The organism is Oceanicella actignis, from assembly GCF_008124525.1.
In the GTDB taxonomy this organism is placed as follows: Bacteria; Pseudomonadota; Alphaproteobacteria; order Rhodobacterales; family Rhodobacteraceae; genus Oceanicella; species Oceanicella actignis.
The window spans coordinates 433,148-448,215 of record NZ_VNHJ01000002.1 but is presented as its reverse complement, the minus strand read 5'-3'; the positions used below and the strand labels follow the sequence as shown (position 1 = coordinate 448,215).

13 protein-coding genes and 1 tRNA gene are annotated in these 15,068 nt (G+C 71.4%); 10 read left to right on the top strand and 4 right to left on the bottom strand.

Annotated elements, in window-relative coordinates:
* Positions 1–86: 86 nt before the first annotated feature.
* The 4 genes from LY05_RS04740 to LY05_RS04725 all read left to right on the top strand — a co-directional run bounded on the left by LY05_RS04740 (position 87) and on the right by LY05_RS04725 (position 7,786).
* Positions 87–2,042, top strand: coding sequence for a CHASE2 domain-containing protein (locus LY05_RS04740; RefSeq protein WP_148922273.1), 1,956 nt, complete (start codon positions 87–89; stop codon positions 2,040–2,042).
* 98 nt (positions 2,043–2,140) lie between these two features.
* Positions 2,141–5,461, top strand: coding sequence for a tetratricopeptide repeat protein (locus LY05_RS04735; protein ID WP_170258822.1), 3,321 nt, complete (start codon positions 2,141–2,143; stop codon positions 5,459–5,461).
* A gap of 88 nt (positions 5,462–5,549) precedes the next feature.
* Entirely contained in the window at positions 5,550–6,551 is a 1,002-nt protein-coding gene (locus LY05_RS04730) for a hypothetical protein (protein WP_148922271.1), read from the top strand.
* Positions 6,552–6,970: 419 nt separating this feature from the next.
* Positions 6,971–7,786 (top strand): ferredoxin--NADP reductase, encoded by an 816-nt coding sequence (locus LY05_RS04725; RefSeq protein ID WP_148922270.1) that lies wholly within the window; start codon positions 6,971–6,973, stop codon positions 7,784–7,786.
* A 22-nt stretch (positions 7,787–7,808) separates the two neighbouring features.
* Here LY05_RS04725 and LY05_RS04720 read toward each other — a convergent pair whose 3' ends face one another.
* A complete protein-coding gene (locus LY05_RS04720) occupies positions 7,809–8,189 on the bottom strand; it encodes a YraN family protein (protein WP_072746695.1) in 381 nt (126 codons plus the stop codon).
* 301 nt (positions 8,190–8,490) lie between these two features.
* Here LY05_RS04720 and LY05_RS04715 point away from each other — a divergent pair, with 301 nt between their 5' ends.
* Positions 8,491–9,450 (top strand): hypothetical protein, encoded by a 960-nt coding sequence (locus LY05_RS04715; protein WP_148922268.1) that lies wholly within the window; start codon positions 8,491–8,493, stop codon positions 9,448–9,450.
* A 95-nt stretch (positions 9,451–9,545) separates the two neighbouring features.
* Here LY05_RS04715 and metF read toward each other — a convergent pair whose 3' ends face one another.
* Positions 9,546–10,430: a methylenetetrahydrofolate reductase [NAD(P)H] gene (gene metF, locus LY05_RS04710; RefSeq protein WP_072746697.1), complete on the bottom strand. Its 885-nt coding sequence runs from the start codon at positions 10,428–10,430 to the stop codon at positions 9,546–9,548.
* Positions 10,431–10,676: 246 nt separating this feature from the next.
* Here metF and LY05_RS04705 point away from each other — a divergent pair, with 246 nt between their 5' ends.
* From LY05_RS04705 to LY05_RS04695, 3 genes are all read left to right on the top strand, one after another.
* Positions 10,677–10,997 carry a virulence factor gene (locus LY05_RS04705; protein WP_091764109.1) on the top strand — a complete coding sequence of 107 codons (321 nt, stop codon included), beginning with the start codon at positions 10,677–10,679 and terminating at the stop codon, positions 10,995–10,997.
* 64 nt (positions 10,998–11,061) lie between these two features.
* On the top strand, positions 11,062–11,988 hold the full coding sequence (locus LY05_RS04700) for a methylenetetrahydrofolate reductase (protein WP_148922373.1): 927 nt from the start codon (positions 11,062–11,064) through the stop codon (positions 11,986–11,988).
* 65 nt (positions 11,989–12,053) lie between these two features.
* The gene (locus LY05_RS04695; RefSeq protein WP_148922267.1) at positions 12,054–12,989 is read left to right on the top strand and encodes a methyltetrahydrofolate cobalamin methyltransferase; all 936 of its coding nucleotides are present in this window, start codon (positions 12,054–12,056) and stop codon (positions 12,987–12,989) included.
* An 89-nt stretch (positions 12,990–13,078) separates the two neighbouring features.
* Here the strand turns inward: LY05_RS04695 and LY05_RS04690 are convergent.
* Positions 13,079–13,165, bottom strand: a tRNA-Leu gene (locus LY05_RS04690).
* Positions 13,166–13,258: 93 nt separating this feature from the next.
* Here LY05_RS04690 and LY05_RS04685 point away from each other — a divergent pair.
* Both LY05_RS04685 and LY05_RS04680 read left to right on the top strand, forming a co-directional pair.
* A complete protein-coding gene (locus LY05_RS04685) occupies positions 13,259–13,840 on the top strand; it encodes a YqaA family protein (protein ID WP_072746940.1) in 582 nt (193 codons plus the stop codon).
* Complete coding sequence (locus tag LY05_RS04680; RefSeq protein ID WP_148922266.1) at positions 13,837–14,340, top strand: disulfide bond formation protein B; 504 nt, start codon at positions 13,837–13,839, stop codon at positions 14,338–14,340. The genes LY05_RS04685 and LY05_RS04680 overlap by 4 nt, the downstream gene beginning before the upstream one ends.
* Here the strand turns inward: LY05_RS04680 and LY05_RS04675 are convergent.
* Positions 14,307–14,894 carry an HNH endonuclease gene (locus LY05_RS04675; protein ID WP_072746702.1) on the bottom strand — a complete coding sequence of 196 codons (588 nt, stop codon included), beginning with the start codon at positions 14,892–14,894 and terminating at the stop codon, positions 14,307–14,309. The genes LY05_RS04680 and LY05_RS04675 overlap by 34 nt on opposite strands.
* Positions 14,895–15,068: the final 174 nt, after the last annotated feature.

The window sequence follows — 15,068 nt, the reverse complement described above, 5'->3', positions numbered from 1 at the left end:
CGACCTGCGCGCCCCGCAGCGGGCGCGCGCCAACCCGCGCCGCCGCCCCGCCGGGGGCGGCGCGCCGACCGAGGAGCGCCCCCCTGATGCGCCACAAGCGCAAGAGCGCCGCAAGCGGATGGGCGGCGCGGGCGGGGCTCGCGCTGCTGATGCTGGCGGCGTGCGTGGCGCTCGAGCTGTCGGCGCTGGGCGATCGGGCGGCGCGCAGCATCGACCTGCCGATCCTCTACACGCTGCGCGGCGCCCAGCCCGCGCCGCCCGACGCGGCGATCGTCACCATCGACCGCGCCTCGGCCGACTGGCTGGCCAACAACGCCGAGGATCTGGCCGCCGTCTCGAGCGTCCTCGCCCAATGCCCCGGCGCGGCCGAAGCGGCGCTGAACGCGCGCGTGGGCGACGTGCGGCTGCGCGCGATCTACGCCTGCCTCGTCGACTGGCTGAGCGCGCGCGGCGCGCGGCTGATCGCGCTGGACGTGCTGTTCCACCGCGCCAACCGCCTCGATGGCGGGGTCAGCGACCGGCGCCTGGCCGACGCCATCGCGCGCTCGGGGCGCACGGTGCTGCTGCGGCGGCTGGACGTGCTGAGCGACGAGACCGGCGCCGTCATCGGCCATCGCGAAGAGCGCCCCACCGCCCTTCTGGCCGAGGCCGCGCGCGCCATCGGGCATTTCGAGACGCCCGATCATGGCGGCGTCATTTCGGGCTATGTGGCGCGGGCGGCCGCCTTTCCGAACGCGGCGTCGCTGCCGGATGCGGCCTATCGCATCGCCGCCGGCATCGCCGCGCCGGATTGCCCCGCCGCGCCGTGCATCCGGCGCTTCTGGCTCTACGGCCCGCCGGGAACGATCCCGACCTATACGCTGATCGACCTGCTGGGCGACCGCGAAACGGGGCTGCGCCGCGCCCCGCCGCCCACGCTCGAGGGGGTGAGCGTGTTCATCGGCTACGCCGACCAGCAGGCCCCCGGGGCGACCGATCACTTCGAAAGCCCCTTCCTGTTCGCGGGCGACTCGCGCATGCCGGGGGTCGAGCTGACGGCGACGGCGTTTCTCAACCTGCTCGAGGGCAAGCCGCTGCACCGGCCCGGGCCGCTTTCGCGCGGGCTGATCGTGGGCGCGGCGGCGCTGACGCTGCTGACGGCGGCGCTGACGCTGCCGGGGCGCGCGGGGCTGATCGCGCTCTTCGGTCTGTCGGCGGCCTATCTGATGTTCGCCCACACGCTCTTCGCCCATGCCCGCATCTGGATTCCCGTCGCCCTGCCGCTGATGGCGGCGCTGCCGCTCAGCCTCTATCTGTGGCTGTCGCTGCGCTTCGGCCTTGCGCGCCGGCTGATCGACCGCATGGCGCCGCCCGAATGGACCGACATCATGCTGGCGGGCGAAAGCCGCGGCCGCCCCTTCAGCGAGATCGCCGAGGCCGCGATCCTGGTCACGGATCTGGAAGGCTCGACCCTTGTGGCCGAGCGCATCGGCTCGGCCGCCTATGAAGGCTTCCTGCGCGCCTATCACGAGATCGAGAACGCCTGCGTCGAGCTGCAGGGCGGCTTCGTGGACAAGTTCACCGGCGACGGCGCGCTGGCGGTGTTCATGGGCCGACGCGCCGACGCGCCCGGGCGCCGGCGCGCGCCCGACGAGCGCCCGCCCGCGCTGCGCGCCTGCGCCGCCGCCGCCGCGATCGCCGAGCGTGTCGAGCGGCACAACGGCGCCCAGCGCGCGCTGGGCGCCGAGGCCAGCCGCATGCGCATCGCGCTTGACGCCGGCCCCGTGGCCATGGGGCAAATCGGCGGCGGCGATCGGCTGAGCTTCGACGTGGTCGGCGATCCGGTGAACACCGCCGCAAAGCTGCAGGCGCTGGGCAAGAGCATCGCGCCGGGGGCCGAGACGGTCGTCCTTTGCACCCGCGCCATCCGCGATCAGGCGCTGGAGCTGGGCGCCGACCGGGTTCTGGGCCTGCGCTTCACGCCTTGCGGGCGCCACCGGCTGGACGGACGCGCGGCGCCGATCGAGGTCTTTCGCCTCGAGCGCATGCCGACGCCCGGATGAACGCCGAAGGCGAAAGACATTTGCACGAGGCGGACGTGCCTTTATCGTCGGAGGGGCGTTCGCCCGCGCCGCCGCGCGCCGCACAGAAGGAGCCGCCAATGCATCGCCGCCGCGCCGCCATTCCCGCCCTCGGAGCGCTCGCCCTGGCCGCCGCCGCCGCGCCGGCTTCGGCGCAGCCCATGGCCGTCGCCGCCACGCCGCGGGCCGCCGGCCCCGAGGCGGCGGCGCCCGCGCCGCGCTGCGCGACCATCGCCACGCTCGAAACGTTCCGCGGGGCGGTGCGCGTCATTCTGGCGAACGGCGCGGCCCCCGCGCCCCGGGCGGGCATGCGGCTGTGCCCCGGCGACCGGATCGAGACGGGCCCCGACGGGCGCGCCACCGTGCGCTTCGACGCGCTCGACACGGCGCTGCAGCTGAACGTGGACACGACGCTGATCGTCGAGGGCGGCGGCGCGCAGGGCGACGTGTCGCTGGTCGAGGGGATGATGCGCTTCCTCAGCTCGGTCAAGCGCGTGTTCACCGTGCGCACGGCGCTCTATTCGCTCAATATCGACGGCACCGAGGTGTTCATGATGGTGCGCCCCGGCGAGGGCGCGCTGTCGGTCGTCGAGGAAGGCGACGTGACCATCGCCGCCGCCGGCGCGCGGCTGCGCGCCGAGGCCGGCCAGGCGGTGTTCGCCGCGCCCGGCCGCGCGCCGGCCATGGCCCGCGCCGCCGACGTGCCGCCCGCCTTTCGCCGCTACCTGACGCCCGAGGGCTCGATCGACTGGGCCGTGCGCGTGCCGCCCGCCGCGCTCGCCGCCGCCGATCCGACGCTGGACGAAGCCGCCCGCGCGCTGGCCGACGGACGCCTGGATGCGGCGCTGGCCCTGCTCGCGCCGCCCGCCGAAGGGGCGCAGAGGCCGGCCGACGCGCCGCGCCTGGCGCTGGGGGCCATGGCGCTGATCGCCCGCGGCCGCCTGGACGAGGCCGAGGCGCGCATCCGCCGCGCCCTGGACCTGGCCCCGGACGATCCCGCCGCGCTGACGGCGCGCGGCTATCTGCGCCAGGCGCGCGGGGCGCTCGACGGCGCGCTGGCCGATGCGCGCAGGGCCGCCGACACGCGCCCCGCCGACCCCGACCTGCGCGCGCGCGTGGCCGAGCTGGCGCTGCTGCGCGGCGATCTGGCGCTGGCCCGCGCCGAGGCGGCGCGAGCCCAGGCGCTCGGCCCCAGCCCCTATGCGCTGGCCATGGAGGGCTTCGCCGAGCTGGCCGCCTATCGCGACGACGCGGCGCGGGCGGCCTTCGAGAAGGCGCTGGCGCTGGACCCCGGCGCGGCCGATGCGCGGCTGGGGATGGCGTTCATCGACATCGTGCGCGGCGATCTGGCCAAGGGGCGCGCGCAGCTCGAGACGCTGGCCGTGCTCGACCCGCGCTCGGCGCGGCTGCGCAGCCTTCTGGGCCGCGCCTATTTCGAAGAGGGGCGCGCGGACAAGGCCCGCGCCCAGTTCGCCCGCGCGGCCGAGTTCGACCCCGACGACCCCGCGCCCCATCTGCTGAGCGCGCGCGAGCGCTACGCCGCCAACCGGCCCGCCGACGCGCTGCGCGCGCTCGAGCGCGCCGCCGCGCTGGCCGCCCGGCGCGCGCCCGTGCGCGGCGCCCGGGGCCTGGCCGAGGACGACGCGCGCGCCGGCGCGGCCCAGGGGCGCGTCTATGACGCGCTGGGCTTCGAAGAGCTGTCCGCGATCGCCGGCGCGCGCGCGGCGCGCCGCGCGCCCGAAAGCGCCGCCGCGCACCGCTTCCTGGCCGAGGCCTACCGCAACCGGCCCGACTACGGACCCGCGCGCACCTCCGAGCTGTTGCAGTCGCAGCTGTTCGCCCGCCCCTCGAAGGCGCCGATCCAGCCGGCGCTGGGCGAATCGAACCTGTCGCTGACCGACGCGGTGGGCGCGGCGCGCGTCAGCTTCGAAGAGCTCGCGCCCCTGTTCGACCGCGACGGGCTGCGCCTGGACGTGTCGGGCACGGTCGGCGATCACAACCTGGCCTCGACCCAGTTCGCCGCCACCGCCCTGTCCGGGCCGATCTCGGTCAGCTTCGGCGCCTTCGCCTTCGACACCGAAGGGGACGAGGCCAATGACGACGCGCGCCACCGCATCCTTGCGGCGCAGACCCATGTGCAGGCCGCGCCCGGCCTGACCCTGTTCGCCGAGTTCCGCAACCGCGAGACGGACGAGGGCGAGCGCTATTTCTCGCTGATCTCGCCGCGCACGGGCAACCGCTTCTCGACCACCGACAACCGCGCGCGGATCGGCCTGCGCTTCGAGCCCTCGGCCGAGTCCGACTACGTCGCCCTTGCCGCATGGCGCAAGATCGACGGCCTGCAGCAGCTCCAGATCGGGCCGGCGGACACCTCCATCAAGGGCCTGGACGCGCAGCTGCGCCATGATCGGCGCATCGGCCCGCTGCAGCTGAGCATGGGCGCCGGCTGGGCGCGGCAGACGGGCGACGCGGCGCTGACCTTCACGCTGCCGCTGCCCTTCCCGCTGCCGCCGATCACCGTGACCGACGTCAGCCGCACGGAATCCAATCACGGCGAGGTCTGGGCCTATGGCATCTGGAAGCCCATGCCCTGGCTCGAGACGACCGCCGGCATGGCGCTCTACCTGTCCTCGGATTCGCGCGACAACGGCGCCGAGCGCGACTGGCTGCGCCTGGCGCCCAAGCTGGGCGCCGAAGCGGATCTGGGCGGCGGCGTGACGCTGCGCGCCGCGGCGGGGCGCATGGTCAAGCGCCCGCTCCTGTTCGACGAAACGCTCGAGCCGACGCAGATCGCCGGCTTCAACCAGGTGTTCGCCGACCTCAACGGAACGGTCTCGGACCTGGCCGGCCTGGCGCTGGACTGGCGCGCGCGCAACGACCTGTGGCTGGGCGTCGAGGGAACCGGACGCTGGGCCGCGCGCCCGGACCCGCGCGAAACCGGGGGCGTGGGGCGTTACGAGACCGTGCGCTACGACGTGCGCGGCCTGCGCGCCTACGCCGCCTGGCTGATCGACGACGACTGGTCCGCCAGCCTTGGCGCCGAGGTCGAGCGCACCGGGTTCCGCGGCCTTGCGACCGGGCCGTCCTCGCTGACGACCTACGCCGCGCCGATGCGGCTGCGCTGGAACGGCGCCTCGGGGCTGTTCGCGGCGCTTGACGTCACGCCCTTCCACCAGCGCGCGCGCCAAGGCGTGGGACGCGGCGATTCGACCGATGTGATCGTGGATGCGGCCGTGGGCTGGCGCCTGCCCGATCAGCGCGGGACGCTCAGCCTCGAGCTGCGCAACCTGCTCGACGCCGACTTCGTCTATCAGGACGCCTTCGTGCGCACCGAGGACGAGAAACCGCGCCGCTTCGATCGGGACTTCTCGGTGGTGGCGCGCGCCGCGTTCCGCTTCTAAGCTGGTCCGAGCGTTAACCATTGTGAACGCGTTCTGATTTTCAGCGCAGAATGCGGCGCAGCCGCCGCGCCATTGGGGAGAAGACCAGATGCGACAACTCATTCACGCGGGCGCCCTCGCCGCTCTGATGGGCGCCGCGGCCGGCGCCGCGCTTGCCGAACCCGCCGCGCCGCCGACGCCCGACGAGAGCAAGGCCGACGTCGAGATGGCCGCGGCCGCGGTCAACGCGCTGTTCGGCTCCGATCGCTACAAGCCCTTCGACGTGCGCTTCTATGCCGAAACGCTGGCCAAGAACGGTACGCAATGCGTCGAGATCCGCCTGCAGGCCGAGAATTTCGCCGGCGCCTACACCGACCCGCAGGAGACGCGCTTCAGGCTCGAGCCGATTCGCAAGCTGGGCGCGGCCGCGCCCGAATGCGCGCCGCCGCCGAACTGCCCTGCCGCGGGGACCAGGCTGCGCGAAAAGGGGCGCACGCCGGCGCGCTGCAACCAGCCCGACAGCCCGAACCTGCGCGCCTTCACGCCGCCGCCGCGGCTGACCCGCACGAAGCGGCTGCGCAAGATGCACCGCAGCGTCGCGCAGGCGCTGTTCCAGGACCCGTCGGCCTCAAGCGCGATCCGGCGGACGCGAATCGTCTTCGTCTACGCCAAGGCCGACGAGCTGGAGCTGGCGCGCGAGACCATCGTCACGCTCAGCTACTACGCCCCGCCGAACGGAGCGCCCGAGCTCGAACACCTTCTGGGCTTCGAGAACACCGCGTCCCTGGACCGCCCCGCGGCCTCGGCCATGAGCGTGCGCAAGGCCGATCTGGGGCTGGCCAGCGACGCGCCGCAGCTCTGGCCCGCCTCGGTCGGACCGAACGAGACCGGCTGGGAAAGCTACATGATCCTGACGCCGCAGATCACGGGCGGCAATCGCGAGATGTCGGTGACCTACCAGTATTTCGTCGGCGGAGAGGCGCAGCACTGGACCTATGAGGGCAAATGCAGCGACGCCACGGTTCAGGACGCCAAAGCGCATTTCATTCAGCATGACGGCGTGAACATCTGCCGCTGCACCGTGGCGCCGGGCTCGAATCAATGCTCGTGACAATGCAGGTGATTCGGGGCGCTTGGGCGGTTTTGCCTCGCCGAATCGGGTGATACCGCGCGCGCTCGGGTTGTGTCACTGTAGGGCACTCCCTGTTTCGGACTGGCGCTCCGGGGAGCATCGGCCCGCACCGTGATCGCGGCTCGCCGATGGCGCGGCGTAGGTCGAGTGCTTCCCGGAGCGTATTTTCCAGCCTGGAGCTTCCCCACCCCCACCCATGCCAGGCCGGAGCGGGAAGCGCTCGGCCGCGCAATATTTCCACATTGTTTTTTAGTTATTAAATCGCCTGATACATTTTTTGATGTGATTTCTCTTTCCTTTCGCGCCGCAACGCGCCATGTGTATGCGGCGCGCGCCCCGGCCGCATGGCCCGCGGCGCGCAGCTCTGCTATGAAGCGCCAGCCGCGGGAGACAAACGGATGAACATCATGGCTCACGACGCCGCCAATGCCGCCGAGGTCGCGCCCCCCGCCGGGGTTTACGCCCAGACCGTGGTGGAGGTGCAGCACTACACCGACCGGCTGTTCCGTTTCCGCATGACGCGCCCCGCCAGCTTCCGCTTCCGCTCGGGCGAGTTCGTCATGATCGGCCTGCCCGGACCCAAGCCGGTCTGGCGCGCCTACTCCATCGCCTCGCCCAGCTGGGACGACCAGCTCGAGTTCTTCTCGATCAAGGTTCCCGACGGCCCCCTGACCTCGCAGCTTCAGAAGATACAGCCTGGCGACACCGTCTGGATGCGCAAGAAGGCGACCGGAACGCTGGTGCTCGACGCGCTTTTGCCGGGCAAGCGCTTGTGGATGTTCTCGACCGGCACGGGAATCGCGCCCTTCGCCTCGCTCGTGCGCGATCCCGAAACCTACGAGAAATTCGACCAGGTCATCCTGACCCACACCTGCCGCCAGGTTGCCGAACTGCGCTATGGCGAAGAGCTGGTGGCCGCGACGAAGGATGACCCCCTGGTCGGAGAATTCGCGCGCAACCAGCTGACGCATTTCACATCGGTCACGCGCGAGCCCTACCCGAGACAGGGCCGGATCACCGACCTTATGCGCAGCGGCGAGCTTTTCAGGATGCTCGACGTGCCGCCCCTTTCGCCGGAAACCGACCGGGGCATGATCTGCGGCTCGATGGAGATGCTGCGCGATACGAAGGCGATTCTCGAAGAGGCGGGCCTGACCGAAGGCGCCAACAACAAGCCCGCCGAATTCGTCGTCGAAAGGGCCTTCGTCGGCTGAAGCCTCCAAAGGAACGTCGCTCTCAGTCGAGAGCGACGTTCTTCATCACCTCAAGCCTTCCGGCCCCGTCGTAAAGGGCAAGGTCGAAGCGCACCTCGCGGCCCGCGGCCCCTTCGGTCCAAAGATAGGCTTCGGCGGCCGCAAGGATGCGTCGCCTTTGCGCCGCGGTCAGACAGGACAGCGCATCGTCATGCGTGCGCCGCGCCTTGACCTCGACGAAGACGACCACTCCACCCTCATCGATCACCAGGTCCAGCTCGCCGCCGCCGAAGGCGCGCGGCGCGCGCCAGTTGCGCGCCCTTGGCCGCGCGCCGGCGCGACAATAGCGCCGCAAGGCGGCATCTTCGGCCGCGCGGCCCAGTCGCCCGGCCGTTTTCCCGGCGGCGCGCCGTCGCTGGCGCATCGACGAGAAATCCGAGGCATTCCGTGCGGCGGCTGGGCAGGACATTGCGCGTCTCCTTCCGATTGCGCCGACATCGTGCCATGGGTGCGGATAACGTTTGGTAACCCGCGTCGCTTGACCGAATCGTCGCGCATGCCAATAATGAACGTAATTTGAGTGAAAGTGGGCGTTTTGCCCGATAATTGCCACCGAAGTCGCTTTTCAATTCCGTAGTCGCGTTCGCGTCGCCGACGACATCCATCAAAATCAAGGCCGCATGCCCGCCGCACGGGATGCGCCGCAAGGATCGGAAGGCTTCGTCATGACGGACGCGCACGCGCAGGATTTCGCCGACTCTTTCGACGACGAGATCGGCGCTTCGGGGATCGCAGCGCGCGCGCTGGCGTTTCGGGTGGCCCATGAAGCCGCCGCCGGGAGCCGCCGCCTTGCGCTCACGCACGAGGTTCACGAGCTCATTCGCTCGGAGTTCGACGCGGCGCTTGCGCGTCACCTGCGCGCGGCCTCGGGGCGGCTGACGCCGGCGGTCGCCGTGGTCTCGCGCATCGAGAACGCGGCCAAGGCCCCCCCGGCGCACAGCGCGCCGCCGACCCTTCTTGACGCGCTCATCGCCATCGCCGCGGGCGCCGGGGCCGAGCGCGGCAGGGCGGCGCTTGTCGTAGAGGACGGCGGCGGCGTGCGGCGCGATGTCGAGACCGGCCCCGATGCGCTCGAGGCCATGCGCCAGGCGCGCAGCGCGCTGGATGCCTTCGGCGACCCCGGTCTGTGCCGTCTGAGCGGAGACTTCCGCGCGATCGTCGCGCACGCCCCCGACCCGGCAGAGCCCGCGCTATTCGAAGCGGATTTCACGCAGGGCATGATCGTCTTTCCCGCGGCGCGGGGCCTGGCGCCGGCGCGCGCGCCATTGGCGGCGCTGGACCTCGCGATCCGCGAGGACCCGGCCGTCGCGGCCCATCTTCGCCGCGCGCGAGACGCGGTGGCCTGCGCGCGCCGCCATGCGGTGGACGAGTTCCGCCGCCGCGCGGAAACCGAGATCGCCGAGTTCGACCGCTCGCTTGCCGGTCGCCCGCTGGTCGGGTTCCGGCGCGAGATCGCGCTCGACCTCGTCGCAAGGCTCAAGCTGGCTTTCGGCGAGAGCCTGTCAGGATTGTCGCCTCATGCGCGGCTGCTTGCCTTTGACTGGACGTTTGGGGATCCGGGCGACGCGCGAGGGCGCGACGCGGATCGTCTGCTCGAGGGCGAACGGCCGCTGGCCGCCGAATAGGCGGGGGGCGACGATGCCGAAGCGCCCGAGGCTTCGGCGACAAGGCCGGCGCGGATCCCGAACGGTCCGCGCCGGTTGCGTTTTCGCGAAAAGGCTCAGCCGCAGCCCTGCGCGGCGATCTGCATGGGCGTCGGCTGCACTCCGAGGGCGCGGCAGACCGAAAAGGTCAGATCGGGATTGTTGAGCGTGTAGAAATGCAGCCGCGGCGCGCCCTGGGCCAGCAGCTCTTCGCACTGCTCGGCGCAGATGGCGGCGGACAGAAGCTCGGTCACGCCAAGCTCGTCGGCGTTCTCATACGCCTTGGCCATCCAGTCGGGCACCCGCGCCTTGCAGCGCGCGGCGAAGTTGCTCATGCGCTTGAAGTTCTCGATGGGCAGCACCCCCGGCACGATCGGCGCCTCGATGCCGGCCTTGCGCGCGGCGTCGACGAAGCGGAAATAGTCCTCGTTGTCGAAGAAGAACTGGGTGATCGCCTCGTCCGCGCCGGCGTCGATCTTGCGCTTGAGGTTGTCCAGATCGGCCGCCAGGCTGGGGCTTTCGGGATGCACCTCGGGATAGGCGGCGACCGAGATCTTCCAGTCGCCCGCCGCGCGCAAGGCCGCCACCAGCTCGGCCGCGCTGCGGAAGCCGTCGGGGTGCGGCTCGAAGCGCGCCGCGCCCTTGGGCGGGTCGCCGCGCAGCGCGACGATGCGGCGCACGCCCAGCTTGGCGTAGGCGCGCGCCACGGCCAGCGTCTGCTCGCGCGAGGCGCCGACGCAGGTCAGGTGCCCGGCCACGTTCAGCCGCGCGCGGTCGCGGATGGTCAGGATCGCCGCCATGGTGCGGTCGCGCGTCGCGCCGCCGGCGCCGTAGGTGACCGAGACGAACTCGGGCCCCAGCGGCGCCAGGCGCTCGACCGAGCGCCACAGCCGCAGCGTCGCCTCGGGCGTCGCCGGCGGGAAGAATTCGAACGAGATGGCGGGCGCCGAATCGGCGGGCATGTGCAGTCCTCCGCTGGTGCGGGCGCGCGGCCCCCGCCGCTGCGCAAATCTTCGCGACTGCAAAATTAGGGGGTGGTTTGCGACTGTTCAACTGCTAAATACGACGCAGGCGCGCGGCGCCCCCGCGCGGCGGCGCGCGAAAGACGACGGCATGTCGCATCCGCAGCGCATGAAGTCGCTCGAAAGCGCCCGCGCGCGCGCTTTTGCGCCGTAATGGGCGGCGAGACGCCAGGGAAGGAGCACGGCTTGGCCCAGATCACGATCGTCTATTGGCGGGACATTCCCGCGCAGGTGATCGCCGGCAAGGGTCGGCGGGGCGCCAAGGCGCAGCTGAGCGAGCGCTTCGAGCAGGCCATCGACCGCTGCGCGATGAAGATCGGGGCGCGCGACTCGGACGCCTATCTGGCCGAGTGGCGCCGCGCCGCGCCCTACGAGGTTCCCGGCGACGACGCCGAGGCCGCGGCCGCAGAGGCCGCCCGGATCGAGGCGGAATACGATCAGGACCGCCTCAAGGCCCTGATCGCAAACGACGGTTGGGCCGCCCAGGCGGCCGATGCGTCACGGTAAGGCCGGCGGGGCGCCCGCCGGACGGCATGCGGCGGGTCTGGCCGCCTGGTTCGGAGACGAGCTGATGAGCAAGGTGCTGAACTTCCTGGGCCGCAAGCGCGACGCCGCGGCCGCCCCCGGCCCCGATCTGGCGGCCTTCCTCGAAGGCTGCTCGATCGAGGTCATGCCCCGCACCGCGGCCAAGGTCGAAAGCTTCGCCGCCATCCTGCCGGCCGGCACGCGGGTGTATGTGGCCCATATCGACGGCACGCCGATCGAGGACATGGTCGCCACCGCCGCGCGGCTTGCGCGCGAAGGCTTTCCCGTCATGCCGCACTTTCCGGCCCGCATCATCGCCGACAAGGCGACGCTGGCCGACTGGATCGCCCGCTACAAGGGCGAGGCCGGCGTGACGCAGGCGCTGCTGCTGGGCGGCGGGCTGGACAAGCCGCGCGGCGAATTCCACTCGTCCATGCAGCTGCTCGAGACCGGCCTGTTCGAGGGCTTCGAGCGCCTGCATGTCGCCGGCCACCCCGAGGGCAACCGCGACATCGACCCCGACGGCTCGGAGAAGAACGTGATGGAGGCCCTGCGCTGGAAGCAGGCCTTCGCCGAGCGCACCGACGCGGCCATGGCCATCGTCACCCAGTTCTGCTTCGAGGCCGCCCCGGTCATCGCCTGGGCCGAGCGGCTCAAGGCCGAGGGCGTCGGCCTGCCCATCCATATCGGCGTCGCCGGACCGGCCAAGCTGCAGACGCTGATCAAGTTCTCGCTCGCCTGCGGCGTCGGCCCCTCGCTGCGCGTGCTGCAGCGCCGGGCGGCGGACGTGACCAAGCTGATGCTGCCCTTCGCGCCCGACGAGATCCTGCGCGATCTGGCCGCGCACAAGGCCGCGCATCCCGACTTCGCGGTCGAGGCGGTGCACTTCTTCCCGCTCGGCGGCATCGACAAGACCGCCGAATACATCAACGCCCACCGGCGCGGCGCGCGCGCGGCCGCGGTGGCCGGCTGAGGCGCTCGCATCCAGACCTGCGCGGGGCGCGGCCCCGCGCCCAAGCTTCGAGGAAAAAGGCCCACATGACCCGCACCATCGTCGAATCCCGGACGAAAACCGCCATCATCGGCTTCGACCAGCCCTTTTGCGTGATCGGCGAGCGGATCAACCCGACCGGCCGCAAGAAGCTGGCCGCCGAGCTCGAGGCGGGCGACTTTTCGACCGTCGAGAAGGACGCGCTCGAGCAGGTCGCCTGCGGTGCGACCATGCTCGATGTGAATGCGGGGGTGGTCTACAACTCGAACCCCAACCCCAACGAGACCGAGCCGCCGCTCATGCGCAAGCTGATCGAGCTGGTCCAGTCGCTGGTGGACGTGCCGCTGTGCATCGACAGCTCGGTGCCCGCCGCGCTCGAGGCCGGGCTCGAGGCGGCGCATGGACGCCCGCTGCTCAACTCGGTCACCGGCGAGGAGGAGCGGCTCGAGGCGATCCTGCCGCTGGTCAAGAAATACAACGTGCCGGTGGTGGCGATCTCGAACGACGACACCGGCATCTCGGAAGATCCCGACGTGCGCTTCAACGTGGCCAAGAAGATCGTCCAGCGCGCCGCCGATTACGGCATCCCGGCGCATGACATCGTGGTCGATCCGCTGGTCATGCCCATCGGCGCCATGGCCACGGCGGGGCTCCAGGTGTTCGCGCTGGTGCGCCGCCTGCGCGAGGAGCTGGGGGTGAACACCACCTGCGGCGCGTCGAACATCTCGTTCGGACTGCCGAACCGGCACGGCATCAACGCCGCCTTCCTGCCCATGGCCATCGCCTCGGGCATGACCTCGGCCATCATGAACCCGGTCCGCCCGCAGGAGATGGAGGCCGTGCGCGCGGCCAACCTGCTGATGAACAACGACCCCCACGGCGCCGAGTGGATCCGCCACAACAAGCCCGCCACGCCCGAGGGCGAGGCCCCGGTCGGCGCCCGCGGCGGGCGCGAGAACCGCCGCCGCCGCCGCGCGTCCTGATCGCGCGTCCTGATCGCCGCCGCCTCGCGAACGGCGCCGGGCCGACAGCCCGGCGCCGTTTCGCATGCGCGTCGATTTCGGGTGTCCGCTGGTGCCCGGAGTGGGACTCGAACCCACACGAGTGTCAGCTCGGCGGATTTTGAATCCGCTGCGTCTACCAGTTCCGCCATCCGGGCGACCGAGGCGACTATAGGCGCGCGCCGGCGGCGGTCAACCGCATCCTGCGCCCGGCGATGGACAAGGGCGAGGGGCGTTGCTATGCGGAGCGCATGTTGAGATCGCTCTACGACTGGGTTCTGCGCCAGGCCGGAAAACCCTACGCCCTCTGGTCGCTGGCGCTGGTCAGCTTCGTGGAGAGCTCGGTCTTTCCGATCCCGCCCGACGTCTTGCTGATTCCGATGATCCTGGCCGCGCCGCACCGCGCCTGGCTGATCGCGGGGGTGTGCACGGCGGCCTCGGTGGCGGGCGGGGCGATGGGATGGCTGATCGGCGCGGCGATGTTCGAGACGATCGGGCGCCCGGTCCTGGAATTCTACGGCAAGGCCGACGACTTCATGCGCATCAGCCAGGCCTATAACGAGCAGGGCTTCTGGGCGGTGCTGATCGCCGGCGTCACCCCCTTTCCCTACAAGGTCATCACCATCTTCTCGGGGGCGACGGGGCTGAATTTCGGGCTGTTCATGATCGCTTCGGCCGTCGCGCGCGGCCTGCGATTCTTCGTGCTGGCGGCGTTGCTGCGTCGCTTCGGCCCGCCCATCCGCGGCTTCATCGAGCGCCGGCTCGGGCTGGTCTTCACGGTCTCGGTCGTGCTGCTGATCGGAGGCTTCATCGTGGCGAGGCGCGTTCTATGACCCTGCATCCATCCCCCCGGCGCCTGGCGCTTATCGCGTCGCTCGGCTCGGCGGCGCTGCTGGCCGGCGCGTTCGGATTTCAGCATCTTGGCGGGCTGGCCCCGTGCGAGCTGTGCATCTGGCAACGCTGGCCCCATGCGGCGGCGATCGCGCTGGGCGCGGCGGCGCTGGCGCTGGGCGCGCGCGCATGGCTGTGCGCGGCGGGGGCGCTGAGCATGGCGGCCGGCGCGGCGATCGCCTTCTATCACACCGGCGTCGAGCGCGGCTGGTGGCAGGGGCCGCAGACCTGCTCGGGCGGGCCGGACGGCGCGCTGAACACCGACGAGCTGCTGCGCCAGATCATGGCCGCGCCGGTGGTGCGCTGCAACGAGGTGGCGTGGGAGTTCCTCGGCCTGTCCATGGCCAGCTGGAACGGGCTCGCCTCGGCGGGGCTGGCGCTGCTGTGGGGCTGGGCGGCGCTGCGGGCCTACGGCTCGAGCGGCGCGTCCCAATACAGGTAATCCATCCAGCTTTCGTGCAGGTAGTTCGGCGGAAACTTGCGCCCCGCCGCGTTCAGCTGCGCCTGGCTGGGGCGGAAGGGCTTGCGGCGCAGGCGCATCCCCGCCTCGCGCACCGAGCGCGCGCCCTTGCGCAGATTGCACGGCGCGCACGAGGCGACCACGTTCTCCCAGGTCGTGCGCCCGCCGCGCGCGCGCGGGATCACGTGATCGAAGGTCAGATCGCCCGTCGCGCCGCAATACTGGCAGCGGAACTCGTCGCGCAGAAAGACGTTGAAGCGCGTGAAGGCCGCCATGCGGCCGGGCTTGACGTATTCGCGCAGCACCACCACCGAGGGCAGGCGGAACTCGGTCGAGGGGCTGCGCGCGACCTCGTCATACTCGGCCACCACGGTCACGCGATCGAGAAAGGCCGCCTTCACGGCTTCCTGCCATGGCCAGAGCGACAGCGGGAAGTATGAAAGCGGCCTGTAATCGGCGTTGAGCACGAGCGCCGGATGATCCCGGAGCCGCGCGGGACTTCGGACGAAGCCCTCAAGATATGGATCGTGCCGCACGCGAATTCCCTCCCATCCCGAAGCGCCCCTGGCCACGTTCGAGACGGGACCCGCCCGTCCCGATGCAGGAAAACTATATATGCGCATCGGCGACGGACAAGCGTCGAAATGATGACGGTCCGGCGACAGGGGCCCGGCGCGCGGCCGGAGTCCGGTTCCGCGCGCGGCGCCTGC

Bases quoted from the DNA above. Each gene is read 5' to 3' on its own strand.
- LY05_RS04725 (WP_148922270.1), top strand. From the start codon at position 6,971: ATGAACATCATGGCTCACGACGCCGCCAATGCCGCCGAGGTCGCGCCC.
- LY05_RS04680 (WP_148922266.1), top strand. From the start codon at position 13,837: ATGACCCTGCATCCATCCCCCCGGCGCCTGGCGCTTATCGCGTCGCTC.
- LY05_RS04740 (WP_148922273.1), top strand. From the start codon at position 87: ATGCGCCACAAGCGCAAGAGCGCCGCAAGCGGATGGGCGGCGCGGGCG.
- LY05_RS04700 (WP_148922373.1), top strand. From the start codon at position 11,062: ATGAGCAAGGTGCTGAACTTCCTGGGCCGCAAGCGCGACGCCGCGGCC.
- LY05_RS04685 (WP_072746940.1), top strand. From the start codon at position 13,259: ATGTTGAGATCGCTCTACGACTGGGTTCTGCGCCAGGCCGGAAAACCC.
- LY05_RS04730 (WP_148922271.1), top strand. From the start codon at position 5,550: ATGCGACAACTCATTCACGCGGGCGCCCTCGCCGCTCTGATGGGCGCC.
- LY05_RS04735 (WP_170258822.1), top strand. From the start codon at position 2,141: ATGCATCGCCGCCGCGCCGCCATTCCCGCCCTCGGAGCGCTCGCCCTG.
- LY05_RS04695 (WP_148922267.1), top strand. From the start codon at position 12,054: ATGACCCGCACCATCGTCGAATCCCGGACGAAAACCGCCATCATCGGC.
- metF (WP_072746697.1), bottom strand. From the start codon at position 10,430: ATGCCCGCCGATTCGGCGCCCGCCATCTCGTTCGAATTCTTCCCGCCG.
- LY05_RS04715 (WP_148922268.1), top strand. From the start codon at position 8,491: ATGACGGACGCGCACGCGCAGGATTTCGCCGACTCTTTCGACGACGAG.
- LY05_RS04720 (WP_072746695.1), bottom strand. From the start codon at position 8,189: ATGCGCCAGCGACGGCGCGCCGCCGGGAAAACGGCCGGGCGACTGGGC.